This is a genomic window from Domibacillus sp. A3M-37 (genome assembly GCF_024213455.1).
GTDB classification, from domain to species: Bacteria; Bacillota; Bacilli; order Bacillales; family Domibacillaceae; genus Domibacillus; species Domibacillus tundrae.
On the sequence record NZ_JANAVL010000026.1, the window covers coordinates 1 to 16293 of the forward strand.

The window sequence follows — 16293 nt, forward strand, 5'->3', positions numbered from 1 at the left end:
ACTGACGTTTCAACCTAGATATTTATTTAGGTATGGATTTATCGACTATTTTTCGATTACTAAGGTTTTGCTGCTTTCCATACAGGAGGCTTTCAAGTGAATAATGGAACTGTTTCGTTCAATTTCCCGCTACATTTACTAAAGCATCCAGGAGATCAGCGATATCTTTGAGGCTGGTGCTTATATCAAACAATGCTGCTGTACTAGCGATTTCACAAAGCAAAATAGCTGATTTAAAAAACACATCAAACTTGTTCATGACAGAGCACATCCTTTTCTGTTTTTTCGTTGAGATCCGTTTCACTTTCTTTCAGCCATCCAGATCAGAATTTGGCTGTGTCTTGTCTTTAAAGTGAGAAAGAGCATAAGGAAAACATGCTATCACTTTCAGTGTTAGACTAGGCAGAGCCTAGTGTTTTCGTGATATCATGAAATTTTGATTTTGACTAAAAATTAGACAGCAAAAAAGGGCATCTGTCTAAAAATTAGTCAGTAAAAATTTACGATTGTCTAAAATTCAGACAGCAAATTTCAGCCAAATGGCAAATTTTTTGACAACTAAAATGACTTCATATGTTTATGGCTATGCACGTATGAGCACTCGGCAACAAGGATTGAATCGCCAGCTCGATTTATTAAAACAATATAATTGCCATAGATTTTAACAGAGAAGATGTCTGGTACCAAAGCAGATCGTCCAGAATTAAATCGTTTGAAGGATAAACTAAGACCTGGGGACATGGTGATTGTTGAAAGCTTCTCTCGTTTAGGAAGAAGTACGAAAGATTTAATTGATTTAGTGACTTACTTTGAAGAAAATAATATTAAATTATTAAGCCTTAAAGAAAACTTTGATACATCAACACCACAAAGAAAATTAATGATGACTGTTTTTCAAGCATTCAGTCAGTTTGAAAGAGATTTAATTGTGCAACGAACGAAAGAGGGATTAAAAAGTGCTAGAGCACGTGGTCATCAAGGGGGTCGTCCTAAAGTGAATGCAAGAGAGCTGAAGAAAGCATTAAATTTATATAAAACAGAGCAATATAGTATCAGTGAAATTGTCGAAATGACTGGTATCAGTCGAGCAACGATTTATCGCTATTTAAAACAAGAGCAAAATCTCACTTAAATTCGGTAGGTTATGCTCTTGTTTTTACTTAAATAAATATCGGGTGAGAAACAGATTTTAATCAAATGAAAGAGAAAAAGAGGCCGGTAAAGTCCCAGCCTCTTTTCACCTTGTAGACAACTCCTGCTTTTTCAATAAATTTAGTCGATTTCAATCAACCGTCTCTTTCCTTTTTTAAGGACAATCCTTAATAATCCATCTTGATAAGACGCTTTCGGAGCCTCTTCAGAGGTCGGAAATGGCAATTGAATGATTCTTCCCCTTTTTTCCAACGCTCTTTTTGTATAATAATGTATATTTTCACCCTTTTTTGCTTCTGTTGTTTCCGAGTTTTCTACACGAATCCTCAACCGATCATTCCGTAACATTTCCACTTGAATCTGCTCCTTCTTGCAGCCTGGAAGCTTTGCTTCAACCACGAGATCTGTCGCTGTTTCATGCAAATCAACTGAAAATGAACCTCGATTAAGATAATCGTCAAACTGTCGGAATGGCTCATTGAAAAAAGAATCAAACGCGTTTATAAATTGGTTGAAGGATCCATCGGCCCGGTTTGGAAGTTTATGTTTATCAGATTCCATTAAGCGCCTTCTCTCCTTTCATTTGGTTACCTTTATAACGTATGCAAACCCGATAAAAGTGTACTGGGCATGAGCTGAAATAGGATTTTAAGGCGAAAATGGATGAGGTTAGATCTTGTGTAATATTCGTGATCTTAAAGGCAGGTGTTGAAAGAAATGAGCATATCGCTGTCGGGTTCTTCCTGCTTTTGTTTTCCTTTCTTTCTTAGTTTATCTTTTAGTAGCCACAGAATAGGACCATTCTTGATGTACGCAAGAAAAGCGTATTATTTCTTTCCATAGCAAAATGAACTCACGCTGGTAAAAAGGCTTTGGCCTATACGAACAGTATCAAGAGGTTTGATCAGCAAAAGGCAACTTAATTATGAATGCTGGGTCCCTTACATAAAGTGAAAGAACAAGATAAGAAAGACCGTATATAACACATATGGAAGTACCGGTTACGGGATTGGTTCTTCATTCAGATGATTCAAATTCAAGTTCTAATCATTCTCATCATTTATATCTAGCGACATGGAATGACTTGCCTGTGTCCGTCCACATGCACCATTTTTCTGGCGCTACCTCTTTTGATGTAGGCATGATCACCAACCACTATGCTGGAAAAACGGAACCTGCACCCCATACTCACCGATACTTTTCTGTGACTACATTTAATGATGGGCATAAACATGAGATCCAAGGCATGACAGGTCCTGCCATTCCGCTGCCAAATGGTGGTGGGCACCATCATAAGTTTAAGGGCGTCACGACCCTTAACGGAGCCACCCTCATTCTCACAAATACAGCGGCAGCACAATTTACTATTTTTTTGCTAGCATTATGCTTTGTAGAACTAGCTTTTTGCTTGCTTATTGCTACCAAGTATATTCTGCTCTAAAACATCGGGAGACCCATCATAAAACCATCCCTTTTGCTATTACATCAAGAGGCTTTGTCTTCGACAACTGCAACAATTCACCGATTTTCATAAGTCCCGCCCCTTTTGCAATTTTTCAACAAGCTCGACCGCAAGCTCTTCAACAATTACATCTTTTTCAATGATTTTTTTAAAAATTTCCAGATCGTAATCAAAGAGATCCGCGACTTCTGTTGCTGTAATGCCACTTTTCAGCATACGCAGCGCGACTTCCAAAATCCCCAAATCCTTCGAATACTCCAGCCTTGCCTTTTCATCTGCTTCGGCCATCCAGTCCCGCCAGTCGTCACCCATTAGGCAGATCCCCCTTTGTTTTCACAACAACAATCCTGCCGTCCGCGTCCTCCCTTACGAGCTGGCCCTGTTTGTTTTGATACACAATATAGGTGCCGTTTCGTTTTGCCTCTTGCCGTGCCAGCTCGCCCATTCTAGCTATCAAAATGTCCAGTTCATCCCTTGGGATCTTCACAGCTGTACCCCCTTTTGCATTTACAGCTTTTTAATTTCTTCTTCACTCAGCCCGGTGACTTCTTTGATAACTTCCAGATCGGCATTGTGCTGCAAAAGGATACGCGCATTTTCAACATGTTCCTGCTGCCTTTCCTGCGCAGCCTCTTCTCTGACTTGTTTGACCGCATGCTCGATAACAAATGCTACAGCTGGCTGCTGTTCTTCCGCGAGCAGATTCCCTACCTTCGTCATTTTGAAGCACCCCTTTGCATTCATTATGTTTGCTTGCATTATATATATCTTCTGCACAGCTCTGTTCAAAACCTTTAAAACCTTGACCATTGCCCACTCCAGGACTCTGCCCTCTTCAAAGACAAAATCAATGCATATACAATACATATGTGTACCTTTGAACTTTACATATAATCCTTTATGAAAAAGACTCTATTTTCCATCCAATACGTTGCATTCAATATAACATAATGATCCAAAGCATTTCATTCAGATTCCTTCTTGAACACAAAAACAAGCACTATCCCTTAATTATCAAGGGATGGTACTTGTTTTATTGGTTTAGTTTCAATGCAACATAATTAAATACAAATATCTGGCAACTATTGCGGTCTTGGTAGAAAAAAAGCGGGAATTGCCATAATTGGAGCTGGAAGAATTGTTGGAGGTGGAGATGTCCCCACATTTGCAAAGCAAAAGCCTCTTTCATCACAGCAAACATTACCAGTACATTGAAGACCAGATAGTTGACCAGGTAGGTGAGTCCAGGAATGAAGTGGCCACGGTCCAAATCTTTTTCGGGGGTGAGATTTTTGTTCACCGCGAACGTAGAGAGTATTATTTGCAGATACTCCAAAACCTATTTTTACCTGATAAGTGTCGTAGATACATTCTTCACCTTACCTATAAGGCTGTTTACATTTCCAAATTGGCTATTTATTAGTCTTCTCTCCCTGCGTAGTAAAGTGAGAGGGAAATGTCATCTGATTCAACGTCAACTTCTACATAATATCCCCAATCTAATTTATTATAAAAAGCATTCAACCAATTATCTGCACCTGGCGATGGTGCTGGTTGTATATATTCACTGGGCAAAATATTCATCTCCCCTTTGTAATGACTTTCCATAGTAGGATATGCCTCTAATTTTTTTTGGTATAGACAAAAAACTACTGGTAAAAGTTCGATGTAATGGGTGCTTTAGTTGAATTAAGATGAAAAATAAAAACTCTTGAAGGATTTATTTTTAAAAAAACAAATGTCTAAAAGATACACCTTTACGCTGTTTCTGTTTTTCAACTCCCATGTAAGAACGAGTTGCCTTACATAATCTGTGGTGCAATGCTTGCGCTGCATGGATGGCTAACGGGCAGGTTAGTTCAATAAGAGTGGCTATTTAAACAAGGAGTGATAACGAATGGCGAAGATAGAGGTTACAGAAGAAAATATAAACGATTTAATCTTAAAATAGCACGAAAGTGATTCTGAATTGGAGTTGCATGAGTATTTAGGCCTCACGTGGAAACAGTACGCCCGTTGGGTAGAAACGGGAAACCTTTTATATATAACCTGAAGCGAATCCGAAGGATTATGAAAAAATACAAGATTTTATGTCCCATCAGAAGAACCAATCCTTATCAGAAGATGTTGAAAGCTACTCAAGAACACTCCATACTGCCAAACTTATTAAAACGAAAATTTAAACAAGCAACTCCAGGAAAAGTATTACTCACCGATATTACATATTTATATGACGGTAATGGAAAAAAGGCTTATTTATCCACTATTAAAGATAGTTCGACGAATGAAATTCTTGCCTATAATGTGTCTAATCGGATGACATTAGAATTAGCTACGGACACGCTAATAAAGTTAAAAAGGAGTAAAGCTTGCAGAAGGAGCCTTTATTCACTCTGATCAAGGAGTACATTATACTAGCCCCACTTTTCAAAAACACGTAAAAAAACTCGGACTTCGTCAATCAATGTCAAGAAGAGGAAACTGTTGGGATAACGCTCCCCAAGAGTCCTTCTTTGGTCACTTCAAAGATGAAGCCTATATAAAACAGTGTAATACTTTAGAAGAACTTAAAAGAGAAATAAAAAATTATATGACGTACTATAACAATTTCAGATATCAATGGAACTTAAAGAAGATGACTCCTGCTCAATACAGAGATCACCTCCTCCAAGTGGCATGACTTTTTTTAAAATGTCCTTTACAAAGGGTACACTTTAAATATCTGGCTGACCTTATAATACGAAGCACCCGTTAGCAAAAAGACTATCGCACCAGCCTTGGGTCTATTAAACTTATCTGTGAGGTGTCATGTTGTAGAACTACAATGTCCTGAGATAATTTTCAATTCCCCGTTTCGATACTCCCAAACACGAGTGTAACAGAACTCGCCATTAATTGGCTCCTCCTCGAAAGTGCCAGTTAGAGCAACTCGCGTAACGGTTAAGGCCAGCGTATTTAAGAGTCTAATTCTTTGTTCCAAAACATCAATACCAGTAATTTTTAAGTTTCCTGAACGGTGGGCTTCAATATCAGCTTCTTTTGATAAAATTTGTCCGAAATGATTGACGAATATAAGGTCGTCAGCTATCAGTTCATCTAACATCTCCACATTACTGGATAGCATTGCTGTCCGAAGGAATTCTTCATAATCAATGATTGTGGATTCATTCAAAATAAAACCCCCTTTTCCTATCGCTCTTAAGTAAGAGTTTCAATTACATATAAGTTCTTGTTCCATTATCCTGCTCCGTTAGCCATCCATGCAGCGCAAGCATTGCACCACAGATTATGTAAGGCAACTCGTTCTTACATGGGAGTTTAACAAGAAAATCAACATCATCATTTAACAGATCCATTTAAAAAGAAGACTGTTCAGAACAGTCTTCTTTTTTTGAATCCACGAAGGAGACTTCATCTTTACTTTATGCCCATTGGGCTTTAAACATTCTGTTTTTGCATATATTGGAGGTGGGATAAGCTCCTTTCCAGAAGCCTTTTACCTAAAACTGAATGACAATGTAGAGAAGGAACAGAGCACATTGAGCCTACAGTTTGTGAAAGGAATCGGGGTGATCTGACCCCCGTCAAGTAGACACCTTTAAAAAGCCTACATCGCCTTTCTTCGAAATTGAACTGGAGAAAGGTTCTTTGGTTTCTTTTGATATCTTGCTGCGTTATAAAACTGTGTGTATTCGTCTATCGCTTGCTTAACCTCAGAAGCCTGGTTAAATGTCAAAAGGTGAGAGCATTCAGATTTCAAATGGTCAAAAAAGCTTTCGATACAGGGATTGTCGAGGCAGTTTCCCTTTCTGGACATACTTACTCTCATTTTGTGCTTCGCAAGAAGGTGATGATAAACACGGGAGGTATAAGTCACACCTCGAAAGCATCTTTAGGAAAAACTTTCATTTCCCCGCGGAAAATGCATGAGTTTATTTGTGATTTTGAACTTAAAGAAGGAAAAAGTTATTCCTTTTATAATTATGAGTTAGAAAGGTTCCCAGTACATTTTTGCACGTTGAGTTATTTTTCAAAAAGCGAGGATATATTCAACAAGATCTAAACATTCCAGTCCATTTGATGTACCGATTCAAAGGATACCGATAACTGATATCTATTCCCTCTTACCCGCAGTCTGGTCTCTTCCTCGCATAAGAGTATCACTTATCTTTTATTACAGAATAAAAGGCAACTTTCCCTATTGGAAGGTTGCCTTCAAATTTTATGAGATTATAATTCATCAGACCTTGACGGAAGCCAGTCTGCCAAAAAAGGTGGCAGGCCATCTCCCTTGACAGTCAACGTTGTATGCCCGCCGGAAACAAGGCGGTAGGTCTTGTCTGGACTGGATACCTTGTTGATGAAATCCTGGCTAAGGGTCTCGGGAACCAGCCGGTCATGTTCTCCTGCTACAACCAGAAGGTTTGCCTGGATGTTCGCTGGGTCGGCCTTTTTCCCTCTGATCACAAGCGTTCCTTCCATAAATTTATTTTCTTTGCCAATGTCGTTGGCCAGCTGTTTGAGGGCTGCTCCTGAAAAGCCGACCTGCTCATTCGTCCATTTGTTGAACCTCCGCCACCTGTCCACATAGTCCTTATCGTAGGCCTTATTTAAGAGGGAAAGATAGGGGCTGATATAAATAGGGGAGCTGGCCAGCCGCAGTCCGTACTTCATAAACCTGCCTGGAATGAATCCCAGCGCATCAAGAACCGGATCCATGCTGAAATCGCCCTTTTTCACCGCTTCTGCCCATTTGTCAAAAATCGGCGGTTCAGAAAGAGTAAGCGGTGCCACACAGATAATCAAATTTCGGATAGGCTGTTCTGAAACGGACGCATACATGGCGGCCAGGGTCCCTCCAAGGCAGAAACCAGCCATGGTAAGCCCGGCTGCTTTAGAATGCTTTAACGCCTTCCGGACCGCCCGGTCAATGTAATCCATCAAGTAGTCATCAATCGTTATATCCTTGTCTTCATATCCTGGTGAACCGAAATCCAGCAAATAAACGTCGTACCCATTTTGCAGATAGGATTCAATCATGCTCGCTCCCGGGGCCATATCCAATACAAATGCTTTATTTACAAGTGAATAGACAAGGAAGAGGGGAACAGCATATTTCTTGTTTGGAGATGGATAATGCCAAAGGGTTGCTTTATTTTTCTTCCAGACAGCGATTCTCGGTGTCTGGCCCACTTCGGGTTCTGGTGCAGTCCAAATACTGAAAAAACCTTTCCAGCGCTGCCATTCTTTTTCCTGATCAAAGTCTGGCCGCTCTTTCATCTTTTCATTCTCTTTTTCAGCTTTATATCCTGGAGAAGTTTTAAAAAAATCTCATCAGAATCCAGAAGAATAAAGGACTTGGGGTCCAGGGTAGGGCTCAGAAGTTCTTCAAGGTTTACTTTCTTCTTAGTATGTTTGGCTTCTGATTTTCTTTTACTATTTGCATCCCGGGCCGATGACGAATGGCTGGAGGCCGGCCTTTTATCCGTTCCTGTCCTGAGTTCTTCTACCGCCGCTGCCAAATCATCCATTCTGTCGTTCAAATCATCTACTTTTTCTTCTATCTGGACCAGCAGTTTTGCAACATTCGCAACATCGTCCTTGGTTGGAGTATTTAAATGGAGAGAAATAATTTCCTGGAATTCGCTGATAAACTGGATCAGCTTTCCGTGTACATTTAATAGAAATGCGGCGGGTAACACAAGTTTTTCTTCATTTAATTGGTCCTGGATCCACTCATTAAGCTGTGTTTCTAGCTGAAATCCTGCATTTCTGATTGTTTCGTAAATGTCAGACGCTTCAGGTTTATTTGCCATTAAGAAATCTCCTTTCAATAATTTCTGTCTGTTTAGTATAAACAAGCACTAAGGGAAGTGTGCGTAAATTGGTGAACAAGCCTATGCCTTTTTTTAAAAGCTGGCAAGAAGGGGCATGTGCCGGTTCCATTCTTTTATTTGGACATATTATAGGAACTATTTAGTGGAAAGGAGAGTTAAAAATGACAGAAGAAGAGATGGGGGATATCTTCGGAGTTTATGGACACGGCAAGATGTTTGAAAAGCTGAAGTATCCGCTCTATGTTTCTGGTGAGCTTGATGATGAGGACCCTGATGCTTTGGAATCGTTCTTTGACTGGTATGATTTTAAAGAGGGAACCCCGATATTTTTTGATGAATTTAGATATCATTTCAGGATTTTTAAAATGTTATATGATAGAGGCATATTGCCGTCTATTTATTAGCCTGTGAAAAAAGCCCAATCCTTGGGGGGCGACCCCCATACTTGAGACAGGGATCAAACACCTATAAGCAGCCAGCTGCCGGTACGTGACCGGCGGCTGGCTGCTTAGTTTCGCTTGAATACGGATATGGTTATAATAATGAAAATTGAAAACACTTTATTGTTTATTTGTTATTTCATTTTATCTCCGATGTGTTAAGTCCATTTTTTATAGTTTTAACCAGTCCTACCATTGATTCGAACATGTCTGCCTTTGAGTATTTTCTGGTTTGTTCTTTCTCTAGCTTATAGTTATCATCTGATAATTTAAGAACCGTTACAAGGTGAACTTCTTCAGTTTGATCTACTAGAAGATAGGTGTAGTCACCTTCCATAGATTCATCTTCCCCTGAATTCCAAAGTTCTGTAATTTTAAAGTTGTCACCATAAAATTCTTTAACTGCAGCTAGTGGTGTCTTTTCAGTCATTTTATTCTTCCCCTTTTAAAGTTAATGGATGAAAATTAGTGGTCCAGTCTACTTGTCTTAAATGATCCATTTTAAATTAACTCCTCCACCTAGTCTTTTATCAAAAGTATACAATTGTGTTAATTTCATTCCCTTTTTCGTTAAAAATATTCAAAAGACAAGTTGAAAATTGATTTTTTTTCATTTTCTTTTTCAGTTGCTGCAGCGATTTCCAAACATTTTTCTTCTATCTTTTGACTAAGACTTTGCATCAGCATCCGATCGCGCTGCTCAATTGCCTCATTCATTTTTAGCTCTAGTGCCTGGAACATCGCTTCACGTTCTTGTTCCACTGCTTTTTGAACAGCTGTGTCAATCATCGCTTCTAAATCACGTATGGATAACGTTACATTCTCATCGTTTTTGCGTTCATCGAGAATAACGCCTAACGTTTTTGATCGTTTTTTTGCTCGATAAACTTTGTTGCTACAGCCGTGACCGCATTTTCCTTGGATAAGTATTGAGGGAGTTACCTCCAGGGACGAGGGAAATACGGTATTAATGGTAAGTCCGCGTAACGGTAGTTAATTGGAAAAATAAGGGATCGTTAGGGAGGTGAAACAAACACACTCTAGTGTGCGTGGAATGAGGGAAAGACGCAGACAGGATAGTCTGCTAAATATGGAACACGTATAAATGGCTGAAATCGGTGTTTAAGGCGTCTTACCGCTTTTGAATGGAATAAGGTTTAATAGCAACAGAAAAGTGGCTCAAAATGCCGGGGAAACGGATGAAAAAGTTCATGCCTTAAATCCCCCGGAAGGTTCAATGCTGCAGACATTATTTAGTCATGTAAAATGACCCCATCTTCACTCGAAAATTTCAGGGTGCATAAGTGGGCACTCGAACTGAATTCAATTCACCTCAAACCCAGTTTTGCAGGCTGGCGACAAATTGAGGTGAGCCTGTAAAACTGGGTAACAGACAATTTTGTCCATAACACAAAAAAGAAGCGGATTTGCTCCGCTACTCATCTTTTATAAATCGTTTGCAAGAGGTTGAAATAACGGTCATAATTGCTCTCTCTTAAAAGCGATAAATATGTCAGTGCCGCATCAACCGTGACGTGCCAGTTCAACTCATGCTGGTCATAAAATGCATCTGGATCAAGATGCACAGCATCTATAAATAATTCTAACGCTTCCTTGCCACGCAGCCTCACTGCTACTGATTCAACCCATTGTATTAGTGACTCAATCCGTACCTCATCCACCAGTGTGTTTAGAACAAGCCATTCAAGCCCATTAATACCTAGCTTTAGCATGTCTGCTATTATTTCGTTTTCAGCCTTGTAAGCTGCTGCAGAACGATTCATGTAATCTTGAAAGCTCTCAATCATTCCATTTCCTCCCTCCTGTGCTTAGATTTCATCCATTAAATCGCCCTGTATAGCGTCAGAAACATCGTATAAACGACGACGAGAAGGTTCGTTGATTGTGAACCCTCTCGCTGCGCTTAAAATGCTGTGTAACGTCCGTGTCCGTATTAGCCCCTATTAGTTATCTTTATATTTACCAACGTAAAGCGCATCCGTAAACTCAAGTACAATGCCTCTAGGAAGGAGAAATAAGCACTTTAAACTCATATAGTGTCGGAAAGTGTCGGAAATACAATGTGAAGCAGCCCCAGTATAAAAAGAAACCTGCAAAAATTTATTCTGCAGGTTTCTCGAAAAATAATTCAAATGAACTGATTTTCTCTTCGGACTCGTCAATCGTAATCGTATAGTTCCCTGGTTTACATTCCTTGATTAGTCCCCGATCCTTGAAATATCAATGTATGCTCCATGAAAATCCTCTCTTTTACGCATTGTCATATAAGAGGAAAACTTACTATATAAACGATTTACGCTTCAAATTCTTTAATTTTGGCATTTGGGCTTAACACTTTTTCAGGATTAAACTCAGCTAACGGCTCTCCATTTTTCACTTTATTAGCCCAGTCATGGTTAGCGAGGGCACCTTTGCCGAGGGTTATCATGTCCGCCTCGCCCTTTTCAATCATTTCGCTGGCCGTGTTCGGGTTCTCCAAGTGTCCATTCGTAATCACCGGCAATTTTCCGTATTTTTTCGCCAAAGCGGCAAGTGATGCTCTTCCGTCGCCGAAAGCAGAATCGGTCGCAGCCGTTCCTTCGCCTTCAGGGAATGCGGGCTGCCATGCTTCATACTCTGTCACATGAATAAAATCCAAACCAGCCTCGCTCAAACGGCCGAAGATGACCTCCGCTTCTTTTGCTTTTCCCGCCCACTTGTGTGAGTTATCATTTACTTTTCCTTGAGAAATTCGAATGCCGACTGTAAAGTCCTGTCCGACCGCTTCCCGCACGGCCTTAGATACTTCAATAAGCAAGCGGATACGATTCTCTACGGAGCCGCCGTATTCATCTGTTCGCTGATTGGTGTAATCGGTGAGGAACTGATCGAGAATGTACCCATTGGCTCCGTGGATTTCCACCCCGTCAAATCCAGCTGCTTTGGCACGCTGAGCCGATTCCACAAACCCTTTGATCACGTTTGTTATGTCCTCTTTTGAGGCTTCTTTCGGTATCGGAAACGGTCCTTTTCCTCCGTAAAATTCCATCTGTTCGCCTTTTGGCGGAACAGCAGAAGGGGCGATTGCCTCTTTCACAAACCGGTTTCCTTGTGAAAGGGCCCCTGCATGCATGAGCTGGGCAAAAATTTTCGCATCGGCCTCATGGACAGAATCTACTATTTTTTTCCATGCCCGCACTTGTTCTTTATTGGCAAGACCAGGCTGGTTAAAATATCCTTGACTATACTGATCATCCGGATAAATCCCTTCTGTAATGATCAGTCCAAATCCGCCCTGGGCAAATGATGTATAATACGATGCCATTTGATCTGTGGCGAGTCCTTCAGAAGTTGCACTTGTCCGCGTCATTGGGGCAAGGCCTACCCGATTTTTTACTGTTGCGGTGCCTAATGTAACGGTTTCAAATAATAATTTTGTGTTTGTCATGATCAAAATCCCTTCCTTATTCAAGGCAAATTATAGTATGTTCCATTGCATGTAAAATATTTCATTTAATACCCTCAATGCAGTAAGTCAAAGCCTCTCCAAAAAAACAAATTTTTGTTTCTTGATTTCATCATTTGTTCAAGTGTTTACTTCAAACAAACCATTGCGACGATCATATCACCAATAATAAACGTGGAAACTGTCGTGATGTTCGTATTGTTAATAGGCCTGTTTTAAGACTTTTTGATGAGCCTCCTCTATCTTATTTTTAATTTGAGATATTTAATTTAAGCGCTTTTTAGTATATACCCAAACATGTATATGTATCTAACCTTCTGCTTAAACAAGGACCCAAAAGAGAGACCTTGATTTGAGAAATTACCTCATTTTCTCTATCCGTAGCAAATACCCTAATAACAAGTCATATCATTATTTCTGTAATCTCTATCCTACCTTTTTCTGTTTGATATTTTTTAAGACAACAAAGAACTCATCACTACTCATACAAAAAAACCAAAGCAGCTGTATTTGATCAAGCTGCTTCGTTTTTTAGTTGCATTTATCCTTTATTAATACGGTTATTTCATTCAGAATGATCTGTTCGCAAAAGTGTACTTTTACGAACGGGGCTTTTGAAGTTCTTCATTGTTAAAAACATGGTTATAACTTTTTGGTAAGATCAGGGTTTAAGAACAACTTTGACACATTCGTCTTCGTGATCATTAAAGATTTGATAGGCTTTACTCGCCTGGTCTAGACGCATTTTGTGAGAGACGATTTCTGTTGGATCCAACTCTCCTGACGTAATCATTTTAAAGAGCATTGGCATGTAATGTACGACAGGTGCTTGGCCCATTTTTATTGTTACATTTCTTTCAAAGATATTCCCTAAAGGGAACTGGTTATATTTGGAACCGTAGACTCCAGTCAGCTGCATCGTTCCAAATTTTCTCACAGCATTCATACCGATTTTGATCGGACTAATGGTTCCGCCAATAAGCTTCATCTTTTGTTCAGCAGCTTCGAGGGGTGTTTTTTTTCCGTCCATCCCTACGCAATCAATTACTGCGTCTACACCGCCATTTGTGAGCTCTTTAATATGGGAACCCATATCATCGAACTCCTCAAAATTATAAATTTCAACATTGTTCATTTTTTTTGCACGTTCAAGCCTATATGGAAGATTATCGACCGCAATGACTCTCTTTGCGCCTTTCATCCATGCAAATTTTTGCGCCATTAACCCAACCGGTCCACAGCCGAGTACGGCAACGGTATCCCCTTTTTTCACTCCTGCATTATCAATGCTCCAATAAGCAGTTGGCAGTACGTCAGACATAAACAGTAATGCTTCATCTTCAAGTTCAACAGATTCAGGAATCACGAAAGGCATAAAATTCCCATAGGGAACACGCAAATATTCAGCTTGACCACCTGGATGATTCCCGTAGCGCTCCGTAAATCCAAAATATCCGCCTGTATCAACTGCTGGATTTGGATTAGAATTATCGCATTGGCTCTCTAAATCATGCTGACAATAGAAACAGCTGCCACACGAAATGTTAAATGGGATGACAACTCTGTCCCCTTTTTTCACTTTTGTTACCTCTGGTCCTACCTCTTCTACAATACCCATCGGCTCGTGTCCAACTACATAATCTTTTTCAGCTGGCAAGGCACCTTGATAAATATGTAAATCAGACCCGCATATCGCTGTTGATGTAATGCGCACGACAATATCGTCTTTTTGTTGAAGCTTCGCATCTGGAACTTCTTTCACTTGCATATCCTTGGAACCTTGAAAAGTAACTGCTTTCACAAGTAAAACCTCCTATTATAAATTTATATAACTCATATAATACCCATTGAAGAAATTAATATGTTTTTTATTTATTTTTAGGAAACGGTGGCGCACAAGACGCCGAACGACGTGGGTTTCTCTGCACGCTTCAACTGGACGCTGTCGCTGATTGCGCAGTTTATCGAACGGGAATGGAAGGAAACCTACACATTGCGTGGGGCATCCAAGCTTCTTCATTCGCTGGGATTAAGCTATACACGACCGACTTATACGCTTCAAAAAGCAGATCCAGTGAAGCAGAACACGTTTGTCCAGGAAACCTTTCCGTCTTTAAAAAAAGCTGATGGATGGGCGGATTGACCACCTTCTGTTTGAAGACGAATCGATGATTCGTGATTACCAGGCGATACAACGGACCTGGTTCTTGAAAGGAAAACAACGTTTAATTCCTACTTACGGCCAGCATAAAGGAGTCAAGCTGATTGGCACGTTAAATTATGAAACGGGCGAAATTCTCTGCATAGAAGAAGAACGCTATGATGCAGAAGCCTTTCTTCGCTTTCTCCAAACGGTGCTGGTTCACCATCCGACCGGCCAAATTGTGATGATTCTGGACAATGCCCGCATTCACCACGCGAAACTCATCCAGCCGTTTCTTGAAACAAACCGTGACCGCTTGAAGCTCGTCTTTCTGCCACCCTACAGCCCCGAGTTCAACCTGATGGAAGGCGTGTGGAAATGGCTGAAAGAAACCGTCATCCACAATGTCTTTTATCGAAGTTTCTCATCTACCAATCAAGGCGTTAACACCATATCGTTGAATACAATCATTAAGGAAACCTTAATTTTACTGCAGTCCGAAATGGTCATATATGGTGTACGCTGATTAAAACAACAAAACTACAAAAAAGGTGCCGGGATATTCATTTTATCTCGGCACCTTTTTTCATTCCCAATTCAGAATAAATAAGGTTATCCCTATACACTTTTTGCCTCTTTGCTTTTCCCAAGTTCGTTTGAAATCATCGCAATAATAATCAACACTAATGCAACTATTGTACTCCATGTAAGTTTTTCCCCTAAGAATCCTATCCCGATCATCGTTCCAATTACAGGAACTAAATAGTTGTTGAGTGATGTGAATGTAGCTCCTGCACGCACAATAAGCATGACATACATTACATATACGATACCTCCGCACATAGTCCCCAAAATCAGTAAAAAGAATAGGGATAATATTGATGTTTGAATGTTCCAAGGCTGATCTATTAGCAGAGATGCAGGAACCAGGTATGTACTTGCTCCAATAAGAATATTTCGAGAGGTTGCGATTGGTGAAATATCCGGCAATTTATTAATAAGAATCAATGAAATGGAGAAGCTTAATGCAGCTCCTAGCACTGCTAATTCTCCCCATAGACTGTTTTGAAGGCCAGAAACCGATGTTGGGCTGATAAGTATCCAAATACCGATAAATCCAATAATAACGCTCAGCAAACTCCCTTTGGTTAACTGTTCTTTCGGAATGAAGATTTTTGTCAAAACAATCGTAAATACAGGGATAGTCCCCATAAGGATAGCAGCAGTTCCACTATCGATTTGTCCTTGTCCCCATGCAACTAATGAAAACGGAATCGCGGCCTCGGTAAGGCCAATGATAAAATAGAAAAACCAAGGGCCATGAAATGATTGAATAAAGCTTTGGTTTCGTCTTTGTCCAATAAGAAATATGCTTAATATTATTGCACCAATCAAACTGCGGCTGGCAGCAATAGTTGTAGGAGGAATGGAAGAAAGTGCCCATTCATTGAACATAAATTGCAAGCCCCAGATGATGCCTATACCGATCAATAACAAATAGTTTATTAATCCAGGATGTAAAAATATGTTTTTCATTTTTAATGGTATCTCCTTTACAAGCCTTTTACATTCTATTTCTCAGCTAGCAAAAAAGAAAGGCTACCGGTTGGCAGCCTTAATTACTCCAGGTTAAAAATGGACTTAGTTATAGATACGTGTAAAAAGAATATTTTATTGAATGTGTAGAACTGTCGGAATACGGGGTAGCCTGATGACTGGGCAAGGGGATCGAAGATCCCCTTGCCCAGAAATCTCCCACTTTAACCGTTAGATAAGTGGGGTAATTCAAGTTA

The 16293-nt window shown here is 40.0% G+C and carries 18 protein-coding genes and 3 pseudogenes; 5 read left to right on the forward strand and 16 right to left on the reverse strand.

From position 1 onward, the window contains the following. Positions 1 to 118 precede the first annotated feature (118 nt). Positions 119 to 259 (reverse strand): hypothetical protein, encoded by a 141-nt coding sequence (locus tag NLX67_RS20400; RefSeq protein ID WP_254313264.1) that lies wholly within the window; start codon positions 257 to 259, stop codon positions 119 to 121. A gap of 304 nt (positions 260 to 563) precedes the next feature. Between NLX67_RS20400 and NLX67_RS20405 the strand changes: the two are divergent. Further along, positions 564 to 1120 (forward strand): annotated as a pseudogene (locus NLX67_RS20405) (recombinase family protein); the annotation flags it as partial. Positions 1121 to 1272: 152 nt separating this feature from the next. On the opposite strand, the gene NLX67_RS20410 reads toward NLX67_RS20405, so the two are convergent. Continuing rightward, positions 1273 to 1713 (reverse strand): Hsp20/alpha crystallin family protein, encoded by a 441-nt coding sequence (locus NLX67_RS20410; protein WP_254313265.1) that lies wholly within the window; start codon positions 1711 to 1713, stop codon positions 1273 to 1275. Between the two features lie 427 nt (positions 1714 to 2140). Here NLX67_RS20410 and NLX67_RS20415 point away from each other — a divergent pair, with 427 nt between their 5' ends. Next, the gene (locus NLX67_RS20415) at positions 2141 to 2593 is read left to right on the forward strand and encodes a YmaF family protein (RefSeq protein WP_309143157.1); all 453 of its coding nucleotides are present in this window, start codon (positions 2141 to 2143) and stop codon (positions 2591 to 2593) included. Between the two features lie 87 nt (positions 2594 to 2680). On the opposite strand, the gene NLX67_RS20420 is transcribed toward NLX67_RS20415, so the two are convergent. The 4 genes from NLX67_RS20420 to NLX67_RS20435 form a co-directional block, all read right to left on the reverse strand. Beyond that, positions 2681 to 2926 (reverse strand): hypothetical protein, encoded by a 246-nt coding sequence (locus NLX67_RS20420; RefSeq protein ID WP_254313266.1) that lies wholly within the window; start codon positions 2924 to 2926, stop codon positions 2681 to 2683. After that, complete coding sequence (locus NLX67_RS20425) at positions 2919 to 3101, reverse strand: hypothetical protein (protein WP_254313267.1); 183 nt, start codon at positions 3099 to 3101, stop codon at positions 2919 to 2921. Before NLX67_RS20425 ends, NLX67_RS20420 begins: the two co-directional genes overlap by 8 nt. 20 nt (positions 3102 to 3121) lie before the next feature. After that, positions 3122 to 3334 (reverse strand): hypothetical protein, encoded by a 213-nt coding sequence (locus NLX67_RS20430; protein ID WP_254313268.1) that lies wholly within the window; start codon positions 3332 to 3334, stop codon positions 3122 to 3124. A 699-nt stretch (positions 3335 to 4033) separates the two neighbouring features. Then, complete coding sequence (locus NLX67_RS20435; protein ID WP_254313269.1) at positions 4034 to 4222, reverse strand: hypothetical protein; 189 nt, start codon at positions 4220 to 4222, stop codon at positions 4034 to 4036. Positions 4223 to 4657: 435 nt separating this feature from the next. Here NLX67_RS20435 and NLX67_RS20440 point away from each other — a divergent pair. Further along, positions 4658 to 5294 (forward strand): annotated as a pseudogene (locus NLX67_RS20440) (IS3 family transposase); the annotation flags it as partial. A 126-nt stretch (positions 5295 to 5420) separates the two neighbouring features. Here the strand turns inward: NLX67_RS20440 and NLX67_RS20445 are convergent. The 4 genes from NLX67_RS20445 to NLX67_RS20455 form a co-directional block, all read right to left on the reverse strand. Next, positions 5421 to 5786, reverse strand: coding sequence for a nuclear transport factor 2 family protein (locus tag NLX67_RS20445; protein ID WP_254313270.1), 366 nt, complete (start codon positions 5784 to 5786; stop codon positions 5421 to 5423). A 435-nt stretch (positions 5787 to 6221) separates the two neighbouring features. Further along, positions 6222 to 6443, reverse strand: a complete 222-nt coding sequence (locus NLX67_RS23350; RefSeq protein WP_375143431.1) for an IS3 family transposase — start codon at positions 6441 to 6443, stop codon at positions 6222 to 6224. A 401-nt stretch (positions 6444 to 6844) separates the two neighbouring features. Next, the gene (locus NLX67_RS20450) at positions 6845 to 7894 is read right to left on the reverse strand and encodes an alpha/beta fold hydrolase (protein WP_254313271.1); all 1050 of its coding nucleotides are present in this window, start codon (positions 7892 to 7894) and stop codon (positions 6845 to 6847) included. Then, entirely contained in the window at positions 7891 to 8430 is a 540-nt protein-coding gene (locus NLX67_RS20455) for a hypothetical protein (RefSeq protein ID WP_254313272.1), read from the reverse strand. The genes NLX67_RS20450 and NLX67_RS20455 overlap by 4 nt, the downstream gene beginning before the upstream one ends. A 182-nt stretch (positions 8431 to 8612) precedes the next feature. Here NLX67_RS20455 and NLX67_RS20460 point away from each other — a divergent pair, with 182 nt between their 5' ends. Continuing rightward, positions 8613 to 8855, forward strand: a complete 243-nt coding sequence (locus NLX67_RS20460) for a hypothetical protein (RefSeq protein WP_254313273.1) — start codon at positions 8613 to 8615, stop codon at positions 8853 to 8855. A 175-nt stretch (positions 8856 to 9030) separates the two neighbouring features. Here NLX67_RS20460 and NLX67_RS20465 read toward each other — a convergent pair whose 3' ends face one another. The 5 genes from NLX67_RS20465 to NLX67_RS20485 form a co-directional block, all read right to left on the reverse strand. Then, the gene (locus tag NLX67_RS20465) at positions 9031 to 9321 is read right to left on the reverse strand and encodes a hypothetical protein (RefSeq protein WP_254313274.1); all 291 of its coding nucleotides are present in this window, start codon (positions 9319 to 9321) and stop codon (positions 9031 to 9033) included. A gap of 140 nt (positions 9322 to 9461) precedes the next feature. Next, entirely contained in the window at positions 9462 to 9680 is a 219-nt protein-coding gene (locus tag NLX67_RS20470) for a hypothetical protein (protein WP_254313275.1), read from the reverse strand. A 650-nt stretch (positions 9681 to 10330) separates the two neighbouring features. Next, complete coding sequence (locus NLX67_RS20475; RefSeq protein ID WP_254313276.1) at positions 10331 to 10699, reverse strand: hypothetical protein; 369 nt, start codon at positions 10697 to 10699, stop codon at positions 10331 to 10333. A gap of 506 nt (positions 10700 to 11205) precedes the next feature. Beyond that, a complete protein-coding gene (locus NLX67_RS20480; protein WP_254313277.1) occupies positions 11206 to 12339 on the reverse strand; it encodes an NADH:flavin oxidoreductase in 1134 nt (377 codons plus the stop codon). Positions 12340 to 13018: 679 nt separating this feature from the next. Further along, positions 13019 to 14158, reverse strand: a complete 1140-nt coding sequence (locus NLX67_RS20485) for a zinc-dependent alcohol dehydrogenase (RefSeq protein ID WP_254313278.1) — start codon at positions 14156 to 14158, stop codon at positions 13019 to 13021. Positions 14159 to 14257: 99 nt separating this feature from the next. On the opposite strand from NLX67_RS20485, the pseudogene NLX67_RS20490 reads away from it, so the two are divergent. Continuing rightward, positions 14258 to 14945 (forward strand): annotated as a pseudogene (locus NLX67_RS20490) (IS630 family transposase); the annotation flags it as partial. A gap of 173 nt (positions 14946 to 15118) precedes the next feature. Here the strand turns inward: NLX67_RS20490 and NLX67_RS20495 are convergent. Beyond that, a complete protein-coding gene (locus NLX67_RS20495) occupies positions 15119 to 16036 on the reverse strand; it encodes a DMT family transporter (protein ID WP_254313279.1) in 918 nt (305 codons plus the stop codon). Between the last annotated feature and the right edge of the window lie 257 nt (positions 16037 to 16293).

Bases quoted from the DNA above. Each gene is read 5' to 3' on its own strand.
- NLX67_RS20465 (WP_254313274.1), bottom strand. From the start codon at position 9,321: ATGACTGAAAAGACACCACTAGCTGCAGTTAAAGAATTTTATGGTGAC.
- NLX67_RS20460 (WP_254313273.1), top strand. From the start codon at position 8,613: ATGACAGAAGAAGAGATGGGGGATATCTTCGGAGTTTATGGACACGGC.
- NLX67_RS20475 (WP_254313276.1), bottom strand. From the start codon at position 10,699: ATGATTGAGAGCTTTCAAGATTACATGAATCGTTCTGCAGCAGCTTAC.
- NLX67_RS20480 (WP_254313277.1), bottom strand. From the start codon at position 12,339: ATGACAAACACAAAATTATTATTTGAAACCGTTACATTAGGCACCGCA.
- NLX67_RS20435 (WP_254313269.1), bottom strand. From the start codon at position 4,222: ATGGAAAGTCATTACAAAGGGGAGATGAATATTTTGCCCAGTGAATAT.
- NLX67_RS20450 (WP_254313271.1), bottom strand. From the start codon at position 7,894: ATGAAAGAGCGGCCAGACTTTGATCAGGAAAAAGAATGGCAGCGCTGG.
- NLX67_RS20400 (WP_254313264.1), bottom strand. From the start codon at position 259: ATGAACAAGTTTGATGTGTTTTTTAAATCAGCTATTTTGCTTTGTGAA.
- NLX67_RS20455 (WP_254313272.1), bottom strand. From the start codon at position 8,430: ATGGCAAATAAACCTGAAGCGTCTGACATTTACGAAACAATCAGAAAT.
- NLX67_RS23350 (WP_375143431.1), bottom strand. From the start codon at position 6,443: ATGAGAGTAAGTATGTCCAGAAAGGGAAACTGCCTCGACAATCCCTGT.
- NLX67_RS20470 (WP_254313275.1), bottom strand. From the start codon at position 9,680: ATGATTGACACAGCTGTTCAAAAAGCAGTGGAACAAGAACGTGAAGCG.
- NLX67_RS20420 (WP_254313266.1), bottom strand. From the start codon at position 2,926: ATGGGTGACGACTGGCGGGACTGGATGGCCGAAGCAGATGAAAAGGCA.
- NLX67_RS20495 (WP_254313279.1), bottom strand. From the start codon at position 16,036: ATGAAAAACATATTTTTACATCCTGGATTAATAAACTATTTGTTATTG.
- NLX67_RS20430 (WP_254313268.1), bottom strand. From the start codon at position 3,334: ATGACGAAGGTAGGGAATCTGCTCGCGGAAGAACAGCAGCCAGCTGTA.
- NLX67_RS20415 (WP_309143157.1), top strand. From the start codon at position 2,141: ATGGAAGTACCGGTTACGGGATTGGTTCTTCATTCAGATGATTCAAAT.
- NLX67_RS20410 (WP_254313265.1), bottom strand. From the start codon at position 1,713: ATGGAATCTGATAAACATAAACTTCCAAACCGGGCCGATGGATCCTTC.